Source organism: Streptomyces sp. NPDC026417, from assembly GCF_055567695.1.
Map to the genome: position 1 here is coordinate 115,817 of NZ_JBVHPY010000024.1, position 15,989 is coordinate 131,805.

At 72.7% G+C, this 15,989-nt stretch carries 13 protein-coding genes; 5 read left to right on the forward strand and 8 right to left on the reverse strand.

All coding sequences use genetic code 11. The annotated features are described in order from the left end of the window. Positions 1-93 precede the first annotated feature (93 nt). The gene (locus ACZ4NT_RS31430) at positions 94-1,095 is read right to left on the reverse strand and encodes a WD40 repeat domain-containing protein (RefSeq protein WP_467728502.1); all 1,002 of its coding nucleotides are present in this window, start codon (positions 1,093-1,095) and stop codon (positions 94-96) included. Positions 1,096-1,183: 88 nt separating this feature from the next. On the opposite strand from ACZ4NT_RS31430, the gene ACZ4NT_RS31435 reads away from it, so the two are divergent. Beyond that, positions 1,184-1,861 carry an SGNH/GDSL hydrolase family protein gene (locus ACZ4NT_RS31435; RefSeq protein ID WP_467728503.1) on the forward strand — a complete coding sequence of 226 codons (678 nt, stop codon included), beginning with the start codon at positions 1,184-1,186 and terminating at the stop codon, positions 1,859-1,861. Here ACZ4NT_RS31435 and ACZ4NT_RS31440 read toward each other — a convergent pair. Then, complete coding sequence (locus ACZ4NT_RS31440) at positions 1,846-2,325, reverse strand: nuclear transport factor 2 family protein (RefSeq protein ID WP_467728504.1); 480 nt, start codon at positions 2,323-2,325, stop codon at positions 1,846-1,848. The genes ACZ4NT_RS31435 and ACZ4NT_RS31440 overlap by 16 nt on opposite strands. 115 nt (positions 2,326-2,440) lie before the next feature. Here ACZ4NT_RS31440 and ACZ4NT_RS31445 point away from each other — a divergent pair, with 115 nt between their 5' ends. Beyond that, positions 2,441-3,430 (forward strand): aldo/keto reductase, encoded by a 990-nt coding sequence (locus tag ACZ4NT_RS31445; RefSeq protein WP_121402272.1) that lies wholly within the window; start codon positions 2,441-2,443, stop codon positions 3,428-3,430. Positions 3,431-3,615: 185 nt separating this feature from the next. Here ACZ4NT_RS31445 and thpR read toward each other — a convergent pair whose 3' ends face one another. The 3 genes from thpR to ACZ4NT_RS31460 form a co-directional block, all read right to left on the reverse strand. Then, positions 3,616-4,224 carry an RNA 2',3'-cyclic phosphodiesterase gene (gene thpR, locus ACZ4NT_RS31450; RefSeq protein ID WP_121404667.1) on the reverse strand — a complete coding sequence of 203 codons (609 nt, stop codon included), beginning with the start codon at positions 4,222-4,224 and terminating at the stop codon, positions 3,616-3,618. 111 nt (positions 4,225-4,335) lie between these two features. Next, the gene (locus ACZ4NT_RS31455; RefSeq protein ID WP_121402271.1) at positions 4,336-5,685 is read right to left on the reverse strand and encodes an MFS transporter; all 1,350 of its coding nucleotides are present in this window, start codon (positions 5,683-5,685) and stop codon (positions 4,336-4,338) included. 55 nt (positions 5,686-5,740) lie between these two features. Further along, positions 5,741-6,178 (reverse strand): MarR family transcriptional regulator, encoded by a 438-nt coding sequence (locus ACZ4NT_RS31460; protein WP_121402270.1) that lies wholly within the window; start codon positions 6,176-6,178, stop codon positions 5,741-5,743. 144 nt (positions 6,179-6,322) lie between these two features. Here ACZ4NT_RS31460 and ACZ4NT_RS31465 point away from each other — a divergent pair, with 144 nt between their 5' ends. Further along, positions 6,323-6,505: a hypothetical protein gene (locus ACZ4NT_RS31465; protein ID WP_054235178.1), complete on the forward strand. Its 183-nt coding sequence runs from the start codon at positions 6,323-6,325 to the stop codon at positions 6,503-6,505. Positions 6,506-6,562: 57 nt separating this feature from the next. On the opposite strand, the gene ACZ4NT_RS31470 is transcribed toward ACZ4NT_RS31465, so the two are convergent. Then, positions 6,563-8,014: an NCS2 family permease gene (locus ACZ4NT_RS31470; RefSeq protein WP_121402269.1), complete on the reverse strand. Its 1,452-nt coding sequence runs from the start codon at positions 8,012-8,014 to the stop codon at positions 6,563-6,565. A gap of 324 nt (positions 8,015-8,338) precedes the next feature. Between ACZ4NT_RS31470 and ACZ4NT_RS31475 the strand changes: the two genes are divergently transcribed. Both ACZ4NT_RS31475 and ACZ4NT_RS31480 read left to right on the forward strand, forming a co-directional pair. Further along, entirely contained in the window at positions 8,339-8,608 is a 270-nt protein-coding gene (locus ACZ4NT_RS31475) for a DUF2530 domain-containing protein (RefSeq protein ID WP_121402268.1), read from the forward strand. A 113-nt stretch (positions 8,609-8,721) separates the two neighbouring features. Then, positions 8,722-11,115 (forward strand): HAD-IC family P-type ATPase, encoded by a 2,394-nt coding sequence (locus ACZ4NT_RS31480; protein WP_121404666.1) that lies wholly within the window; start codon positions 8,722-8,724, stop codon positions 11,113-11,115. Between the two features lie 21 nt (positions 11,116-11,136). On the opposite strand, the gene ACZ4NT_RS31485 is transcribed toward ACZ4NT_RS31480, so the two are convergent. Together ACZ4NT_RS31485 and ACZ4NT_RS31490 are read right to left on the reverse strand one after the other, a co-directional pair. Next, positions 11,137-12,066, reverse strand: coding sequence for a hypothetical protein (locus tag ACZ4NT_RS31485; RefSeq protein WP_121402267.1), 930 nt, complete (start codon positions 12,064-12,066; stop codon positions 11,137-11,139). Positions 12,067-12,279: 213 nt separating this feature from the next. Continuing rightward, on the reverse strand, positions 12,280-15,438 hold the full coding sequence (locus ACZ4NT_RS31490; RefSeq protein ID WP_467728505.1) for a sacsin N-terminal ATP-binding-like domain-containing protein: 3,159 nt from the start codon (positions 15,436-15,438) through the stop codon (positions 12,280-12,282). Positions 15,439-15,989 lie beyond the last annotated feature (551 nt).

A 15,989-nucleotide genomic window follows, 5' to 3' on the forward strand; every position in this document is an offset into this window, starting at 1 on the left:
CCCCTCTCGTCTCCCCCCCCACCCCCCCCCCCCCCCCCCCCACCACCCCCCCCCCCCCCCCCCCCCCCCCCCCCCCCCCCCCCCCCCCCGCGGTCAGTTCCGGCGCCGCAGCCGCTGGAGACCGAAGACCACGGCCAGCAGAGCCACCACGGCGAGGCCGCCGACCTTGACGTCGCCGCTCAGCCCGGCACCGTCGCCGGCGTCCTCACCGCTCCGGCCGGACGCCGAACCCCCGCCCTCGGACGGCGACTTGCCGTCGTCGTACCCCGGCACGCCGCCCGCCTGCACCGTGCTCCGCTCCCCCTCCGTGCCGTACAGCAGCTCGGAGCCGTCGGCGGTGTAGGTGACCGACTCGCCCTGCCCCTGCAACGGCACGTTGAGCCGCGCCTGCCGTTCGGGCTTCCCCCCGTTCCACCGGTAGGCGATGCCGCCGAGGTAGCCGCGCACGGCGAGCTGCCCGCCGTCCGGGGAGAACGCGCCGTCCGTGGTCCACAGGTCGATGTCGGCGACCCTGCGGAAGACGTTCGTGCCCGAGGCGGAGAGCCGGGCGGGGGCCTCGTACAGGCCGCCCCCGTCCTCGTTCTTCGAGACGATGTAGACCCGGCCGCTCTTGGGGTGCACCATCATCGCCTCGGCGTCCCGGGGCCCGTCGGCGTACTTCACGACGTACTGCGTGGCACGGACGGTCTGGTCCACCAGCTTCGCGGGCTCGGGCAGCTTGTAGATCCACACGTGGTCCCACCTGCCGCCGAAGTTGTCTCCGATGTCGCCGACCCAGAGCTGGTTGCCGGGACCGACGGAGATGGCCTCGACGTCCCGGGGCGCGCCGATGCCGCTCAGGGTGACGGTGGCGACCGTCTTCCCGGTCCGGCTGTCCACCGCGTACAGGTACGGGCCGTCGTCGCTGTCGTTGTGGGTCCAGTAGACGCCCGGGTGCAGACGCGAGGCGGCCAGCCCGCTGGACTCGGTGATCCGCGGGTCCTCGATGGTGAACCCCCCGTCGTCGGCCGCCGCCGGCGCGGCCGGCCCCACGGCGAGCAGGGTGCCGGAAGCGACGAGGAGGGACCCGGCGAGGAGAGAGAACGGTCGGCGCATGCGCCAAGCCTGCCATCCGCACCCGCAGTTCACTCCGCGTGGCCATCCTCACACCCCACCCCCCACCGTGATCGACGATGATGAGCGGATGCTCAGGTTCATGCCCGTCGGTGATTCGATGACGATCGGAAGCTCGGGCGAACACACGTGGCGCTACCGGATGTGGCAGCACCTGCGCGCGGCGCACGGGGGCCCGTTCCGCATCGTCGGCCCGCGCGAGACGCTGTACGACCCGGCGACCGGCTCGCCCGGCTCGTACGCGTACGCCGACCCCGACTTCCCGCGCGCCCACCTGGCCGGCTGGGGCGAGGGCTGGCTCCACATGGCGCCGCTGATCGGCGACACGGTCCGCGCGCACCGCGCCGACGTGCTGCTGGTCTCCCTCGGCCTGATCGACCTCGGCTTCTACACGAACGCGGAGCAGACGGCCGCGAACGTGCGCCGCTTCGTCGCCGGGGCCAGGGAGGCGAACCCGCGCGTCCGGATGGCGGTGATGCCGGTGATACCCAACGTGCGGGCGGAGTCGGACGCGCCCTTCGCCGCCGAGGTCGCGTCCTTCAACGAGCTGCTCGCCAAGGCCGTCGCCGACCTCGACGAGGCCCGCTCGCCCCTGCTGCTGGCGTCCGCGCCGCCGTCGTACGACATCCACCTGGACACGTACGACGGCACCCACCCGAACGCGAGCGGCGAGCACAAGATCGCGCAGGGCTTCGCGAACGCCCTGCACCAGGCGTGGGGGCTGGGCGCGCCCTACGCCGACGGCTGACCGACGCCCGGCGGCAGGACGGGCGGCTCCCCGCGGGTCCAGACCGCCTCCACGGCCAGGTGCCCGAAACGCCAGCCGTCAGGGGTGCGGCGCACCTCGGCCCGGTAGCGGCCGCCCACCGTGAACAGGGGGTCGGCGCCCGGGCCGCGGTCCTGCACGGTGCGGTCGTGGTGGACGTGGGTCATCAGGGCGTTCCAGGACACGGTGGCCGTCGCTCCGTCCGGCGCGGTCTCGCTCACCACGTCGGTGGCGATGTGCTGGGTCCTGGCATACCGGCCGAGCGCCTCGGCCGTGTGGCGCGCCAGGAACGCACGGCCCCGGCCCGCGCCGATCGGGCTCTCCCCGCGGACGTCGTCGGTGAAGAAGGCGCGGGCCCACTCCTCGTCGAGCCGGCGCTCGTCCAGGGAACGGAAGAAGCGGCTGACGAGCAGGGCGGCGTCGAGGCGGTCCGTTTCGGTGGTCATGTGAGCAGCCTCGTACCTCAACCGTTGTCGAGGTCAAGGGAGTGGGCCGCCGGGCGGGCGGGTTCGGGCCCGTCGCCCTTGCCTAGAGCGCACTCCACGCCGTTGGCTGAGAGTCATGGAGTACACGCAGCTCGGACGCACGGGACTCAAGGTCAGCCGGCTCGTCCTCGGCACCATGAACTTCGGCCCGCAGACCGACGAGGCCGACAGCCACGCCATCATGGACGCGGCCCTGGACGCGGGGATCAACTACTTCGACACCGCCAACGTCTACGGGTGGGGTGAGAACAAGGGCCGCACCGAGTCGATCATCGGCAGCTGGTTCGCCCGGGGCGGCGAGCGCCGCGACAAGGTCGTGCTCGCCACCAAGGTGTACGGCAACATGGCCGCCGACGGCGTCGTCTGGCCCAACCACGACAAGCTCTCCGCGGTCAACATCCGGCGGGCCGTCGACGCCAGCCTCAAGCGCCTCGGCACCGACTACATCGACATCTACCAGTTCCACCACGTCGACCGCAGCACTCCCTTCGAGGAGATCTGGCAGGCGATCGACACGCTCGTCGCGCAGGGCAAGATCCTCTACGCCGGGTCCTCCAACTTCCCCGGCTACAAGATCGCCCAGGCCAACGAGACGGCAGCCCGGCGCGGCAGCTACGGCCTGGTCAGCGAGCAGTGCCTCTACAACCTCGCCGAGCGCCGCGCCGAGATGGAGGTCATCCCGGCCGCGCAGGAGTACGGGCTCGGGGTCATCCCCTGGTCACCGCTGCACGGCGGGCTGCTCGGCGGTGTGATCAAGAAGGAGACGGAGGGCGGGCGCAGGGCGAGCGGGCGGTCGGCGGACGCGCTGGCCAACACGTCGGTGCGCGCCCAGATCCAGGCGTACGAGGACCTGCTCGACAAGCACGGCCTGGAGCCGGGTGAGGCGGCCCTGGCCTGGCTGCTGACCCGGCCGGGGGTCACCGGGCCCATCGTCGGCCCGCGTACCGCCGGTCAGCTCGAGTCGGCGCTGCGCGCCGTCGAGCTGGAGCTGTCGGAGGAGGTGCTGACGTCCCTGGACGAGATCTTCCCGGGCCCGGGGCCCTCTCCCGAGGCGTTCGCCTGGTAGCACCGGGTCCCCTCGGGGGGCCTGCGCGGCGGCCCCGGGGCACGGCACGTCCGGCGGTGGCGGTCTACTTGACCGCCGCCGCCAGTGCCACGACGACGAACATCAGCACGAGCACACCGGCCATGATCCGGTTACGGGTCTTCGGGTCCACAGGGTCGAGGTTATCCGGCCGCTCCCGGCAGGACTCAGCCGCCCGCCCCACCGGCCTCCTCGCCGGCCGCCGCCCGTCCGCCGGCGCCCAGGTCCCACCGGGCCACCGTCTCGTAGCGCGGCCGCTCCCCCGGCACCCCCGACACCGGCAGATTGCTGCGGACCAGGCTCAGCTCGCGCACGGTCCACTCCTGCCCGGCGAAGGCGTCCAGTGCGGTGAGGTGGGGGCCGAAGTCGGCCGTGTCACGGCTGCGGGCCAGGGTCAGGTGCGGCCGGTAGCGGCGGTGCTCCTCCGTCGGCAGCCCCGCCTTCCGCGCCGCCGCCTCCGCGCGCCCGGCCAGCAGCCGCAGCGCCCCGACGTCCCCCGCGGCCCCCGCCCACAGCGCCCGCCCGCCGAAGTGGCCGCCGCCGCGCAGGGCCAGCGGGAAGGGCTCGGTGCGGCGGGCGGCGCGGGACAGCCGCTCGGAGAGTTCCGGGAGGGCCTCCGGCGCCACCTCCCCGTAGAAGGCGAGGGTGAAGTGCCAGCCGGGGCGGCCCGTCCAGCGCAGCGCCTCGGCGCCGGGCAGCCGCCGCAACCCGTCCACGGCGTCCGCGAGTTCGCGGACCGCGTCCTGCGGGGGCAGCACCGCCGCGAAGAGTCTCATGCCGTCCACCCTGGCAGGGAACGGCCCGGCGGGCGAGCGGCTCCCGGGCGGACGCCCTCGCCAGGGGAGAGCGGCCCGCTCCCGCACGGAGCGGCGTCCGCGCGGGAGGCGTCACGCCGCCGCGGTGAGCTGCTCCTTCGGCACGAAGCGGACCTGGGGGTGGCCGCGGTGCCAGCCGACGGACAGGCGCAGACCGCCGACCCGGGCCAGCGCAAGCCCGACGCCCGCCGCGGCGAGCGCCGACACCAGTCCGCCGAGCGCGAAGCCGATACGGGGCCCGTAGGCGTCCGTGACCCAGCCGACGAGCGGTGCGCCCAGGGGGGTGCCGCCCATGAAGACCATCATGAACAGCGCCATCACCCGGCCGCGCATGGCGGGGTCGGTGGCCATCTGGACGGAGGTGTTCGCGGTGACGTTGACGGTCAGTCCGAAGATGCCGATCGGGACCATGAGCAGCGAGAACAACCACAGGGACGGCGCCAGGGCCGCCACCATCTCCAGCAGGCCGAAGGCGAGGGCGGCGCCGATCAGCACGCGCAGCCGGGCGGTGCCGCGGCGGGCGGCGAGCAGGGCGCCGGCCAGGGAGCCGATCGCCATCAGCGTGTTGAAGAGGCTGTAGGCGCCCGCGCCCGCGTCGAAGACGTCGTCCGCGTAGGCCGACAGCCAGACCGGGAAGTTGAAGCCGAAGGTGCCGATGAACCCGACCAGGACGATGGGCCAGATCAGCTCCGGGCGGCTCGCCACGTAGCGCAGGCCCTCGCGGAGCTGGCCCTTGCCGCGCGGGGCCCGCTGCACCTGGTGCAGATCCCGGCCGCGCATGAGCAGCAGGCAGGCGATCGGCGCGATGAAGGACAGGCCGTTGGCGAGGAACGCCCAGCCGGTGCCCACACCGGTGATCATCAGGCCGGCGACGGCGGGGCCGACCAGTCGGGCGGACTGGAAGTTCGCCGAGTTCAGGCTGACCGCGTTCTGGAGCTGGCCGGGTCCGACCATCTCGGAGACGAACGACTGGCGGGCCGGGTTGTCCACGACCGTGGCGAGGCCGACCGCGAAGGCCGCCAGGTAGACGTGCCAGACCTGGACGTGGCCGGAGAGGGTCAGCAGGGCGAGGGCGAGGCCGGTCAGGCCCATGGCCGTCTGGGTGGCCAGCAGCGTCGGCCGCTTGGGCAGCCGGTCGACCAGGACCCCGCCGTACAGCCCGAACAGCAGCATCGGCAGGAACTGCAGGGCGGTGGTGATGCCGACCGCGGCGGAGGAGCCGGTCAGGCTGAGCACCAGCCAGTCCTGGGCGATGCGCTGCATCCAGGTGCCGGTGTTGGAGACGACCTGGCCGGTGAAGAACAGGCGGTAGTTGCGGATCCTCAGCGAGCTGAACATCGAGGACTTCGCGCGGGTCGGGTCGGGCGGGGAGTCGTGGGTGGCTGGTGCGGGGGCGGAGTCTGCTCCGGGTCCCGAACTCAAAAGCGTTCGCCTCCTCGGGCGGGGTCGTACGGCATCGTCCGGCGGACGCGGCCGGTCACAGGTGCGCGAGCTTCTCCAGGACGGGGGCGGCGGCGCGGAGCTTGGCACGCTCGTCCTCGTCGAGGGCCTCCACGAGGCCGGCCAGCCAGGCGTTCCGCCGGCGGCGGCTCTCCTCGAGCATGGCCTCGGCCTGCTCGGTCTGCGTGACGACCTTCTGCCGCCGGTCCTCGGGGTGCGGCTCCAGTCTGACCAGGCCCTTGGCCTCGAGCAGCGCCACGATGCGGGTCATCGAGGGCGGCTGGACGTGCTCCTTGCGGGCGAGCTCGCCCGGGGTCGCCGATCCGCAGCGGGCCAGGGTGCCGAGCACCGACATCTCGGTGGGGCTCAGCGACTCGTCGACCCGCTGGTGCTTGAGTCGGCGCGACAGGCGCATCACGGCGGAGCGCAGGGAGTTCACGGCGGCAGCGTCGTCGCCATGGGTCAGGTCAGGCATGTTCTTTAGCGTAACTCATTACTCTGACTAAAGACCACTCCAGTGCCCGTGAAACGGACCACTGAACCCCTGAGTCACTCGTACGAGTGAGCCGACCACGGAAAGCGACCCGCGGTCCTCCGGAGTGCCGGGAACCTCGTCGGCATGGGGACCAGCGTGCTCAGCCTGCGGATAGACGGGGAGCTGCTCGACCGGCTCCGACACCACGCCGCCAAAAGAGGAATGAGCGTCCAGGACTATGTCGTCCGGACGCTCATTCGCGACGACTTCGACGAGCGGTTCCAGACCGCCGTCGAAGAGACGGAGAAGTTCTACGGGGTCACCTGACCCCGCCGCACGGGAACGGGGTCACGGGGACTCCGCAGCCGTGCGCGAGGGTGCGGCTCAGGTCAGTCCGAGCGCCGGCATCAGGTAGTAGAAACCGAAGACCGCCGCCACGACGTACATGGCGACCGGGATCTCGCGGGCGCGGCCGACCGCCAGCCGCAGCACCACGAAGGTGATGAAGCCCATGCCGATGCCGTTCGTGATCGAGTAGGTGAACGGCATCATCAGCATCGTAATGAAGGCCGGGATCGCGATCGTGTAGTCCGCCCAGTCGATGTCCTTGACCGAGTGGGACATGATCAGGAAGCCGACCGCGAGCAGCGCGGGAGTCGCGGCCTGCGACGGGACCATCGTGGCGATGGGCGTCAGGAACAGCGCCACGGCGAACAGCGCGCCCGTGACGACGTTCGCGAAGCCGGTGCGCGCGCCCTCGCCGACACCGGCCGTCGACTCCACGAAGCAGGTGGTGGCCGAGGAGGAGCTGGCGCCGCCCGCGGCGACCGCGATGCCGTCCACGAACAGGACCTTGTTGATGCCCGGCATGTTGCCCTGGGCGTCGGTCAGCTTGGCCTCGTCGCTGACGCCCATGATCGTGCCCATCGCGTCGAAGAAGCACGACAGCAGGACCGTGAAGACGAACAGGACACCGGTCAGCACGCCGACCTTGCCGAAGCCGCCGAACAGGCTGACCTCGCCGACGAGGCCGAAGTCCGGGGTGGAGACGGGGTTGCCGGGCCACTTCGGAGTGGTCAGGCCCCAGGACGGGACCTTGGCGACGGCGTCGACGACGACCGCGAACACCGTCATCGTGACGATCGAGATGAGGATCGCGCCCGGGACCTTGCGGACGATCAGCGCGAGGGTGAGCAGCGCGCCGAGGACGAAGACCAGGACGGGCCAGCCGTTGAGGTGGCCGTCGGCACCGAGCTGGAGGGGCACCGTGGTCTGCGCGACGTCCGGGATGCGGGAGACGAAGCCGGAGTCCACCAGGCCGATCAGCATGATGAACAGGCCGATGCCGATCGAGATGCCCTTGCGCAGGCCGAGCGGCACCGCGCTCATCACGCGCTCGCGCAGACCGGTGGCGACCAGCAGCATCACGACGAAGCCCGCGAGGACGACCATGCCCATGGCGTCCGGCCACGACATCCGGGGCGCGAGCTGGAGCGCGACCACCGTGTTCACGCCGAGTCCGGCCGCGAGCGCGATCGGCACGTTGCCGATGACACCCATGAGCAGCGTGGTGAAGGCCGCGGTCAGGGCGGTCGCGGTGACCAGCTGGCCGTTGTCGAGCTGGTGCCCGTACATGTCCTTCGCGCTGCCCAGGATGATCGGGTTGAGCACGATGATGTAGGCCATCGCGAAGAAGGTGGCGAGACCTCCGCGCACCTCGCGCCCCAGGGTCGAACCCCGTTCGGAGATCTTGAAGTAGCGGTCGAGGGCACCGTGGGCGGGCCGCGGGGACGGCTGCTTTTCCGGGGCGGGGGCCGTGGTGGCCGACGTGGGCATGCGGGACCTCATACGTACGGGGCCCTGACGGGCCAGGACGGGCGCCGGGCGGGGGTGCCCCGGCCGGGCGGAGCCGGGACGCGGGCGCGCGGCGGAGCATGACGAGTCTGGCCTTCCGATGATCACCGGGAGGTTTCATCGACATGTCCGTTGGAGTTTCGTACGAACAGAAAGAGCCAGCATCAAGCCGTTTCAGTATGAACATATGAGGCCGAAATCGCTATCTCCGCGCGTAGACCCTTGGTATACGGGGGAAGCGGAGGTTCCGGCCCCACCGGCGGACGCACCGGCCGGCCCCGCCACGCGTACTCGTAAGCTGTGCCCATGGCGAAGTGGACCCCCAAGCACGAGGCGCCGGAGCCCCTGGAGGGCCCCGTCGTCGCCACCATCACGGGCGGCACGATCCTCTGGTTCGTCCTCTTCCTGGTGCAGCTCCCCTTCTACGGCTGGTTCGACGACCACGGGCACACCTGGTGGGTGTGGACCTGTCTGGCCGGCGCGGGGCTCGGGCTGATCGGCATCTGGTACGTCCGCAGGCGCGACGCGGCGATCAAGCGGGAGGCCGCGGCCCGGGACACCGCCCCCGCGGAGTAACCGGGGACCGCGTACACCCACGGCATCACTTCGCGGCGTCCCCGTCCTCCCCTGGTCGGATCTTTGGCGCACTCGGCGGGTGAAGCCGTATGTCCGCACGTACCGTCGAATCCATGACGCACATCGACGCGGGCGCCGAACTCGACCCTGTGCATCCCGTGCCCCCGCCCGGACGGGCGCGTGGACTGAGTGCCGCCCAGGTGGCCGAGCGGGTCGCGCGCGGCGAGGTCAACGACGTCCCCGTGCGCAGCAGCCGCTCCCTGCGCGAGATCGTCCGGGCCAACGTCTTCACCCGGTTCAACGCGATCATCGGCGTCCTCTGGCTGGTGATGCTCTTCGTGGCGCCGTTCCAGGACAGCCTCTTCGGCTACGTGATCATCGCCAACACCGGCATCGGCATCGTCCAGGAGTGGCGGGCCAAGAAGACCCTGGACTCCCTCGCGGTGATCGGCGAGGCCAGACCGACGGTCCGCCGGGACGGGGTGGCCTCGGAGATCAGCACCTCGGAGATCGTGCTCGGCGACGTGATCGAGATCGGTCCCGGCGACAAGATCGTCGTCGACGGCACCTGCATCGAGGCCGACGGCCTGGAGATCGACGAGTCCCTCCTCACCGGCGAGGCCGACCCGGTGGTCAAGCACCGGGGCGACGCGGTGATGTCGGGCAGCTTCGTGGTCGCGGGCGGCGGCGCGTTCACGGCGACGAAGGTGGGCCGGGAGGCGTACGCGGCACAGCTGGCCGAAGAGGCCTCCCGCTTCACGCTCGTCCACTCCGAGCTGCGGACCGGCATCTCCACCATCCTCAAGTACGTGACGTGGATGATGATCCCGACGGCGCTCGGCCTCGTCGTCAGCCAGCTGGTGGTCAAGCAGAACAACTTCAAGGACTCCGTCGCGCGCACCGTGGGCGGCATCGTGCCGATGGTCCCCGAGGGGCTCGTCCTGCTGACCTCCGTCGCCTTCGCCATCGGCGTCATCCGGCTCGGCCGGAAGCAGTGCCTGGTCCAGGAGCTCCCTGCCATCGAGGGACTGGCCCGCGTGGACACCGTCTGCCTCGACAAGACGGGCACGCTCACCGAGGGCGGCATGGACGTCACCGAGCTGCGGATCCTGGACGGCAGCGACGAGGCGTACGTGCGCAAGGTGCTCGGCTCGCTCGGTGAGTCGGACCCCCGTCCGAACGCCTCCCTCCAGGCGATCGTCGCCGCCTATCCGGACACCGAGGAATGGCGGTGCACCGAGTCCCTGCCCTTCTCCTCGGCCCGCAAGTACAGCGGGGCGACCTTCAGCGAGGGCGACGGGGAGAGCAGCACCTGGCTGCTCGGCGCCCCCGACGTCCTGCTGTCCCCGGGTGACCCGGCGCTCGCCGAGACGGAGCGGCTGAACGAGGAGGGGATGCGGGTGCTGCTGCTCGTCCGCGCCTCCCGGGACCTGGAGGACCCCCGGGTCACGGAGGGCGTGCGCCCCACGGCCCTGGTGGTCCTGGAGCAGCGGCTGCGCCCGGACGCGGCGGACACCCTGCGGTACTTCGACGAGCAGAACGTGCGGGCCAAGGTCATCTCCGGCGACAACGCGGTCTCGGTCGGCGCGGTGGCGGCCAAGCTGGGGCTGAGCGGCGAGGCCGTGGACGCGCGCCGGCTGCCCGCGGAGCGCGACGAGATGGCCCGGGTGCTGGACGACGCCACGGTGTTCGGGCGAGTGACCCCGCAGCAGAAGCGCGAGATGGTGGGGGCCCTGCAGTCCCGGGGCCACACGGTGGCGATGACCGGGGACGGCGTGAACGACGTGCTCGCCCTCAAGGACGCGGACATCGGGGTCAGCATGGGCTCGGGGTCCGAGGCGACCCGGGCGGTGGCGCAGATCGTGCTGCTCGACAACAGCTTCGCGACGCTTCCCTCGGTGGTCGCCGAGGGCCGCCGGGTCATCGGCAACATCACCCGCGTGGCGACGCTCTTCCTGGTCAAGACCGTCTACTCGGTGCTGCTGGCGGTGCTGGTGGTGTGCTGGCAGGTGGAGTACCCGTTCCTGCCGCGCCACCTCACCCTGCTGTCGACCCTGACGATCGGCATCCCGGCGTTCTTCCTGGCCCTCGCCCCGAACAAGGAGCGGGCCAGACCCCATTTCGTCCGGCGGGTGATGCGGTACTCGATCCCGGGCGGGGTGCTGGCGGCGGTGGCGACCTTCGTGACGTATCTGGTCGCCCGGCACTACTACCGCGGCGAGGGGGCCCTGGACGCGGAGACGAGCGCGGCGACCCTGACGCTGTTCCTGATCTCCATGTGGGTGCTGGCGATCATCGCCCGGCCCTACACCTGGTGGCGGATCTGCCTGGTGGCGGCGATGGCGGGGGCGTTCGTGCTGGTGCTCGTCGTGCCCTGGCTCCAGCACTTCTTCGCGCTGAAGCTGGTCGGCTCGGTGATGCCGTGGATCGCCGTGGGTGTCGCGGCGGTGGCGGCGGTCGTCCTGGAGTTCCTGTGGAAGTGGGTCGACCGCCGCTTTCCGGCGTGACTCCCTCGCGGGAGCTACGGACTACTGCACGTCGACGAAGTCACCCGTGGCCTTGACGGCCGGGGTCGTCGAGGTGCCCGCGAAGTTGTAGCGGAAGTAGCCGTCGGTGGCCGCCGTGACGGTCGTCTTCAGGCTGCCCGTGGAGGACGAGGTGACGGACTTGACGGTGGTGTAGGTGTCCGAGCCCTTCTTGCGGAACTGGAGCTGGACGGACTGGCTGGTGTAGCCGGCGTACTTGTGCGTGTCCCAGTTGGCGCGGGTCAGCGCGCCGGTGACCGTGATGGTCCGGCCCTTCTTGACCGGCTCCGGGGAGGCGTTGACGGTGAGCTTGGAGTAGCGCTGGAGCTTCGTCGTCGCCAGGGCGTCCTGCTCGACGTAGCCGACCTTGCTCCAGTCGGCGTTCTCGTCGTCCGGGTTCACGCCGTTGAGGGCGACGGCGTAGCCGATGGCCTTCCAGGAGGCGGCGTCGGCGTTGGCCAGCTCGAAGTCCGGGTAGACGTCGATGGTGCCCTTGCAGGTGGCCACGGTGGCCGAGGTCGCCGTGCAGGACGGCCAGCCGTCGCCCACCAGGACGTTGGCGGGGTCGGCGTAGGAGCCGCGGTAGATCTCGACGTCCATCAGGAAGTCGTCGGCGGTCAGGTCGACGCCGGCGCCGTGCGTGACGGTGTAGGTGACCGGGGCGGTGACCTGCTTGCTGGTGCCGGCGACGATCGGCTTGCCGTCGTTGATCTTGACGTTGGAGAACGAGAGGTCCAGGAGGTACGGCTCGCCGTCCTCGCCGGTCGACCCGGTGAAGGCGGTCTTGCCGGACTCGGCCTGGCGCGCGACCTGCGTGGCCTTCACGAGGTCGTCGTGGTCGAACGAGGGGCCGCTCGCCTGTGCGGCGGGCACGGCGAGGGCGGAGAGGGCCAGGGCGCCGGAGACGGCGGCCACGGTGGCTCGTATGCGCATGCGTTCCCCATGTGGAGAAAGGGGCCCGACGGTTGTCTGCACGTGGGGCCCACGTTGGTGGTGAGTCTGTTGACTCCGGTGATCAGATCCGCCGGGGGGACGAATGGTTGTACGAGGTGTGAAGTTTTTATGTGTGCTTGGCCAAGATCACGGATGCGGGCGGACGAACGGGGCGGAACGGACGCCGTCCGTGCCGCCCCGCCCGCCCCGGGGTCAGTCGAACCAGCGGTCGCGCGCCAGCTCCTCGGTGCGTGAGGGGTCCTCCAGCAGGGCCGCCACCTCGAACCGGCGCGGCCACTGGCGGGCCGCCCAGGCGAGGCCGGCCGCGACGCCCTCCAGGGTGGAGGCGTGCAGCACCCCGTCCCGGGTGCGGCGCCAGTCGAGTTCGGTGCCGTCGACCACCAGCTCCTCGTGCTCGACGTACGACGCGGGGGCCGAGGGGCCCAGCAGCACCCGGACCGATTCCGGCACGTCGTGCTCGGTCCCCTCGGACGTCACCTCGCCGGTCACCGACTCGCTCAGCCGCCGCACCTGGAACAGTTCGGCGAGTTCGGCGGCCCGCGACGGCCGCACCGGGAGCAGCGGCATGCCGGCCGTGAAGGGCAGCAGGTCGGGCGAGTCGACGACCACGGCGTCCGCCGCGTCCACGACACCCACCCGGCCGTCGACGACGGCGCGCAGCTCCTCCGGCAGGGTCACCTTCTCCGGGTCCAGGTCGGCCAGCGCCCCGTAGAGGGCGTGCAGTTGGGCGGCGGACACCTCGCGCTCGGGGTCGGCCAGCCGGTCCAGCAGCTCGGCCGCACCGCCGGGCTCATCGAGCAGGGCGGCCACCGACGTCCGTACACCCAGGGCCCGCAGGACCTGCTCGTCGTCGAAGCCGCTCGCGTCGGCCTCGTCGTAGAGACCGTGCAGCAGCGGGTCGCCGCCCGCGGAGCGCAGACCCGCCGGCCGGCGCCCGTCGAGCACCGGATGTCCGCGCAGCCACCAGGCGGTGTACGGGCGCACGATCTCGTGGGTGCCGTCCGGCAGCAGGATCCGGACCGGCTGGGTGAGCGCGTCCCGCAGCGGCGGCTGCGACAGCAGGGCCAGCGCCTGCGGCCAGCGCTCGTCGTCCACCAGGTCCAGGTCCCGTACGGCGACGATCTCGGTGGCGACGGGCGGTACGGGCGTGTCGGGCAGCTGGTCCAGGACGTCCTCGCACCACACGTCGACGGCGTCGAGCAGCCCGGCGTCGTCCGGCTCCGCGAAGTCACCGTCGCGCGGCTCCAGTTCGTCCGGGTCCAGGACCACGTCGGTGGTGCGGACCAGGGCGAAGCCGGCGAGCACACCGCACGCGGCGAGCGGCTGATCGCCCCAGCGCTCGGCGAACCCGGCGTCCACGAAGGCGAGTTCACCCTCGCGCATGACGTCGGCGAAGGGACTGCCCGGCAGGACCAGTTCGCCCGCGGGGGCGAGTTCGCCGTCCTCGTCGGGGAGGGCGAGGGCACCGAGCCAGGGCTCGTCACCGGGCTCCAGTGCGGCGTCGCGGACCAGCGCCAGCACGGTCTCGGCGAGCTCCTCCGCGTCCGGCCCCTGAAGGTCCCAGCCGCCCTCGTCGTCCAGCGAGGCTGCCACGGCGGCCCGCACCTGGGGAGTGGTGAGGACGGCGCGGGGTGTCGCGGGCAGCGCGCCGAGCTTCTCCAGCAGCGGGTGCGCGGCGTCCGGGTGGGCGACCTTCAGGCCGAGCCGGGCCAGCGCCTCGGGCGCGGTCTCCGGCCCGTCGGCGGCGGGCAGCAGCACCTGCCGGGGCCCGATCGTGGTCCGTCCGTCGGCCAGCGGCACGGGGAGCCCAGACAGCCGGTCGGGGTCGACGCCGGCCAGGCTGTCGTAGAGCCGCCACCACCAGCCGGGCTCCTTCTCCAGGCCGGCCAGCCGGTCCACGGCCTCGGTGAGCGGCACCCGGGCCACACCCAGTGTGCGCAGCTCCACGCGTCGTTCGAGCCCGGCGGGCAGCAGGCTGGGCAGCACCTCGGCGAGCACCCGGACGGTGTCGGCTCCCGCGGCCTCGACGACCTCGGCGTCCCGGGGCCGCAGCGCAACGGACGGGGCCGCGATCTCCTCGGCACCGGGCCCGGCCCAGTCTGCGGGGGTCTCCGCCGGGTCCGCCTCGACCGCGGGCGGCAGGAAGGCGGTGCGCGGCAGCCGGTCGAGGATCGCCTGCCGCAGGGCGCCGTCCAGCTCGCCCTTGCCGAGCGGGCCCGGCACGAGGTCGATGATCCCCGGTCCCACCGGGCGCCAGGCGGCGAGGAGTTCGGCGTACGCGTCCGCCGCCCGCTCCACCAGGAAGGCGGTCAGCGGACCGGGGGCGGCGTTCCGCCGGGTGGTGTCGAGCGGGAGGGAGGCGATGAGCAGCGCGGGCACGCCGAGGGGCTCGTCGCTGGGGGTCGGCGCGTGCACGACCGGGCTGGTCCGCGGGCGGGCCGGGCTGCCGTCGGAGCCGACCGGCACGGCCCAGGTGACCGACCAGTGCGGGCGCAGCCGCTCCTCGACGGGGCGGTCGGCCAGGAGCGCGGCGTCGAGGCCGCCGTGGCGGGTGACGGTACGCCAGCGGGTGGTGCCGTCGCGGGAGTCCTCGACGGTGACACCGTCCTCGTCGGCGTGCCGCCGCAGCGTACGGACGTCGGCGTCCCCGACCTCGACGACGACCTCCGCGAGGCCGGGCAGGGCGAGCAGCAGGGCGTCGTCGATGCCCTGGAGGAGCCGTTCGGCGAGGTCCGCGGCGGCGGCGTCCCGCAGCGGCAGCACCACGACGGTGTCGTACGGGTCCGGGGCGGTGCCCTCCGCGGCGAACGGGAGCCGCAGCAGGGGCACATGGCCGTCCCGGCGGCGGATCTCGTCACCGAGGCCGGGGCTGTGCCGCGCGGTGTCCCCGGCCAGGGCGCGGGCCTCGGCGAGGGACCAGCGGACCCCGCCGTGGCGGCCCAGGACGGCCGGCTCGTCCGTCACCGCGAGGACGGCGGCGAAGCCGACGCCGAAGCGGCCGACGGCCGTGTCGTGCGCGTCACGCTTGGCGGAGGCGCGGAGCGTGGAGAGCGATTCGACGCCGGTCGCGTCGAGGGGGGCGCCGGTGTTGGCGGCGGCCAGGACGCCGTCGCGGAGGGTGAGCCGCAGGCGGCCGGGCACTCCCGCGCGGGCCGCGGCGTCGGCGGCGTTCTGCGCGAGTTCGACGACGAGTCTGTCCCGGTATCCGCCGAGGGCCAGGTCCTCCTCGGCGTTGGCGTCCTCGCGGAACCGGGCCGGGCTGGTGGCCCAGGCGTCCAGCACTCCGCGCCGCAGACGCGCCGTCCCGAACGGGTCCGCGCCCTCGGCTGCCGGCCGCACGAACTTGCTCACGGTTCACTCTCCCTCGCGTGTGGCGCGGCCGCGAGCGCTGGGCCGGCCGCGGCACGAAGGTACCGCGCCGGCGCGGTCGGCCTCCCCGGCGCCCAGGGTGGGGGTGGGCCGACTCCCCCCACGCCCACCGGCACCCCGTGTCCCGGCCAGCACCAGGGACGGGACGGCGAACCCGGCGTCGACGGGGTGCCGCCCGGGTGGGCCCACTCCCCCACACCCACCAGCACCCCGTATCCCGGCCGGCGCCGGGGTCGGACGGCGAACCCGGCGCCTGCGGGGTGCCGCCTGCGCCCACCCGTGCCGCCCCTTGCGGCACGCCTGCCCGCAGCTATGGCCGACCGAGCCCCACCCCGCGCCGCCTGCCCGCAGCCGGAGCGGCGCGCGCCCGCAGCCAGAGCCGACAGGGCGCCGCCCCAGTCCCCGCACGGCCGCCCGCGCTGATGACGCACCGCCTGCCCGCAGCGCAATCCGTACGCGCCCGCAGCCGCCAGTGCACGGAAGGGGCCGTGCCGGTACATCAGATGCCCGTCGAGACGGGGCCACACCCCACC

What these genes read in the sequence shown, in the direction of transcription:
- ACZ4NT_RS31430 (WP_467728502.1), bottom strand. Translation starts at nt 1,095, where the DNA reads ATGCGCCGACCGTTCTCTCTCCTCGCCGGGTCCCTCCTCGTCGCTTCC.
- ACZ4NT_RS31435 (WP_467728503.1), top strand. Translation starts at nt 1,184, where the DNA reads ATGCTCAGGTTCATGCCCGTCGGTGATTCGATGACGATCGGAAGCTCG.
- ACZ4NT_RS31440 (WP_467728504.1), bottom strand. Translation starts at nt 2,325, where the DNA reads ATGACCACCGAAACGGACCGCCTCGACGCCGCCCTGCTCGTCAGCCGC.
- ACZ4NT_RS31445 (WP_121402272.1), top strand. Translation starts at nt 2,441, where the DNA reads ATGGAGTACACGCAGCTCGGACGCACGGGACTCAAGGTCAGCCGGCTC.
- thpR (WP_121404667.1), bottom strand. Translation starts at nt 4,224, where the DNA reads ATGAGACTCTTCGCGGCGGTGCTGCCCCCGCAGGACGCGGTCCGCGAA.
- ACZ4NT_RS31460 (WP_121402270.1), bottom strand. Translation starts at nt 6,178, where the DNA reads ATGCCTGACCTGACCCATGGCGACGACGCTGCCGCCGTGAACTCCCTG.
- ACZ4NT_RS31465 (WP_054235178.1), top strand. Translation starts at nt 6,323, where the DNA reads ATGGGGACCAGCGTGCTCAGCCTGCGGATAGACGGGGAGCTGCTCGAC.
- ACZ4NT_RS31470 (WP_121402269.1), bottom strand. Translation starts at nt 8,014, where the DNA reads ATGCCCACGTCGGCCACCACGGCCCCCGCCCCGGAAAAGCAGCCGTCC.
- ACZ4NT_RS31475 (WP_121402268.1), top strand. Translation starts at nt 8,339, where the DNA reads ATGGCGAAGTGGACCCCCAAGCACGAGGCGCCGGAGCCCCTGGAGGGC.
- ACZ4NT_RS31480 (WP_121404666.1), top strand. Translation starts at nt 8,722, where the DNA reads ATGACGCACATCGACGCGGGCGCCGAACTCGACCCTGTGCATCCCGTG.
- ACZ4NT_RS31485 (WP_121402267.1), bottom strand. Translation starts at nt 12,066, where the DNA reads ATGCGCATACGAGCCACCGTGGCCGCCGTCTCCGGCGCCCTGGCCCTC.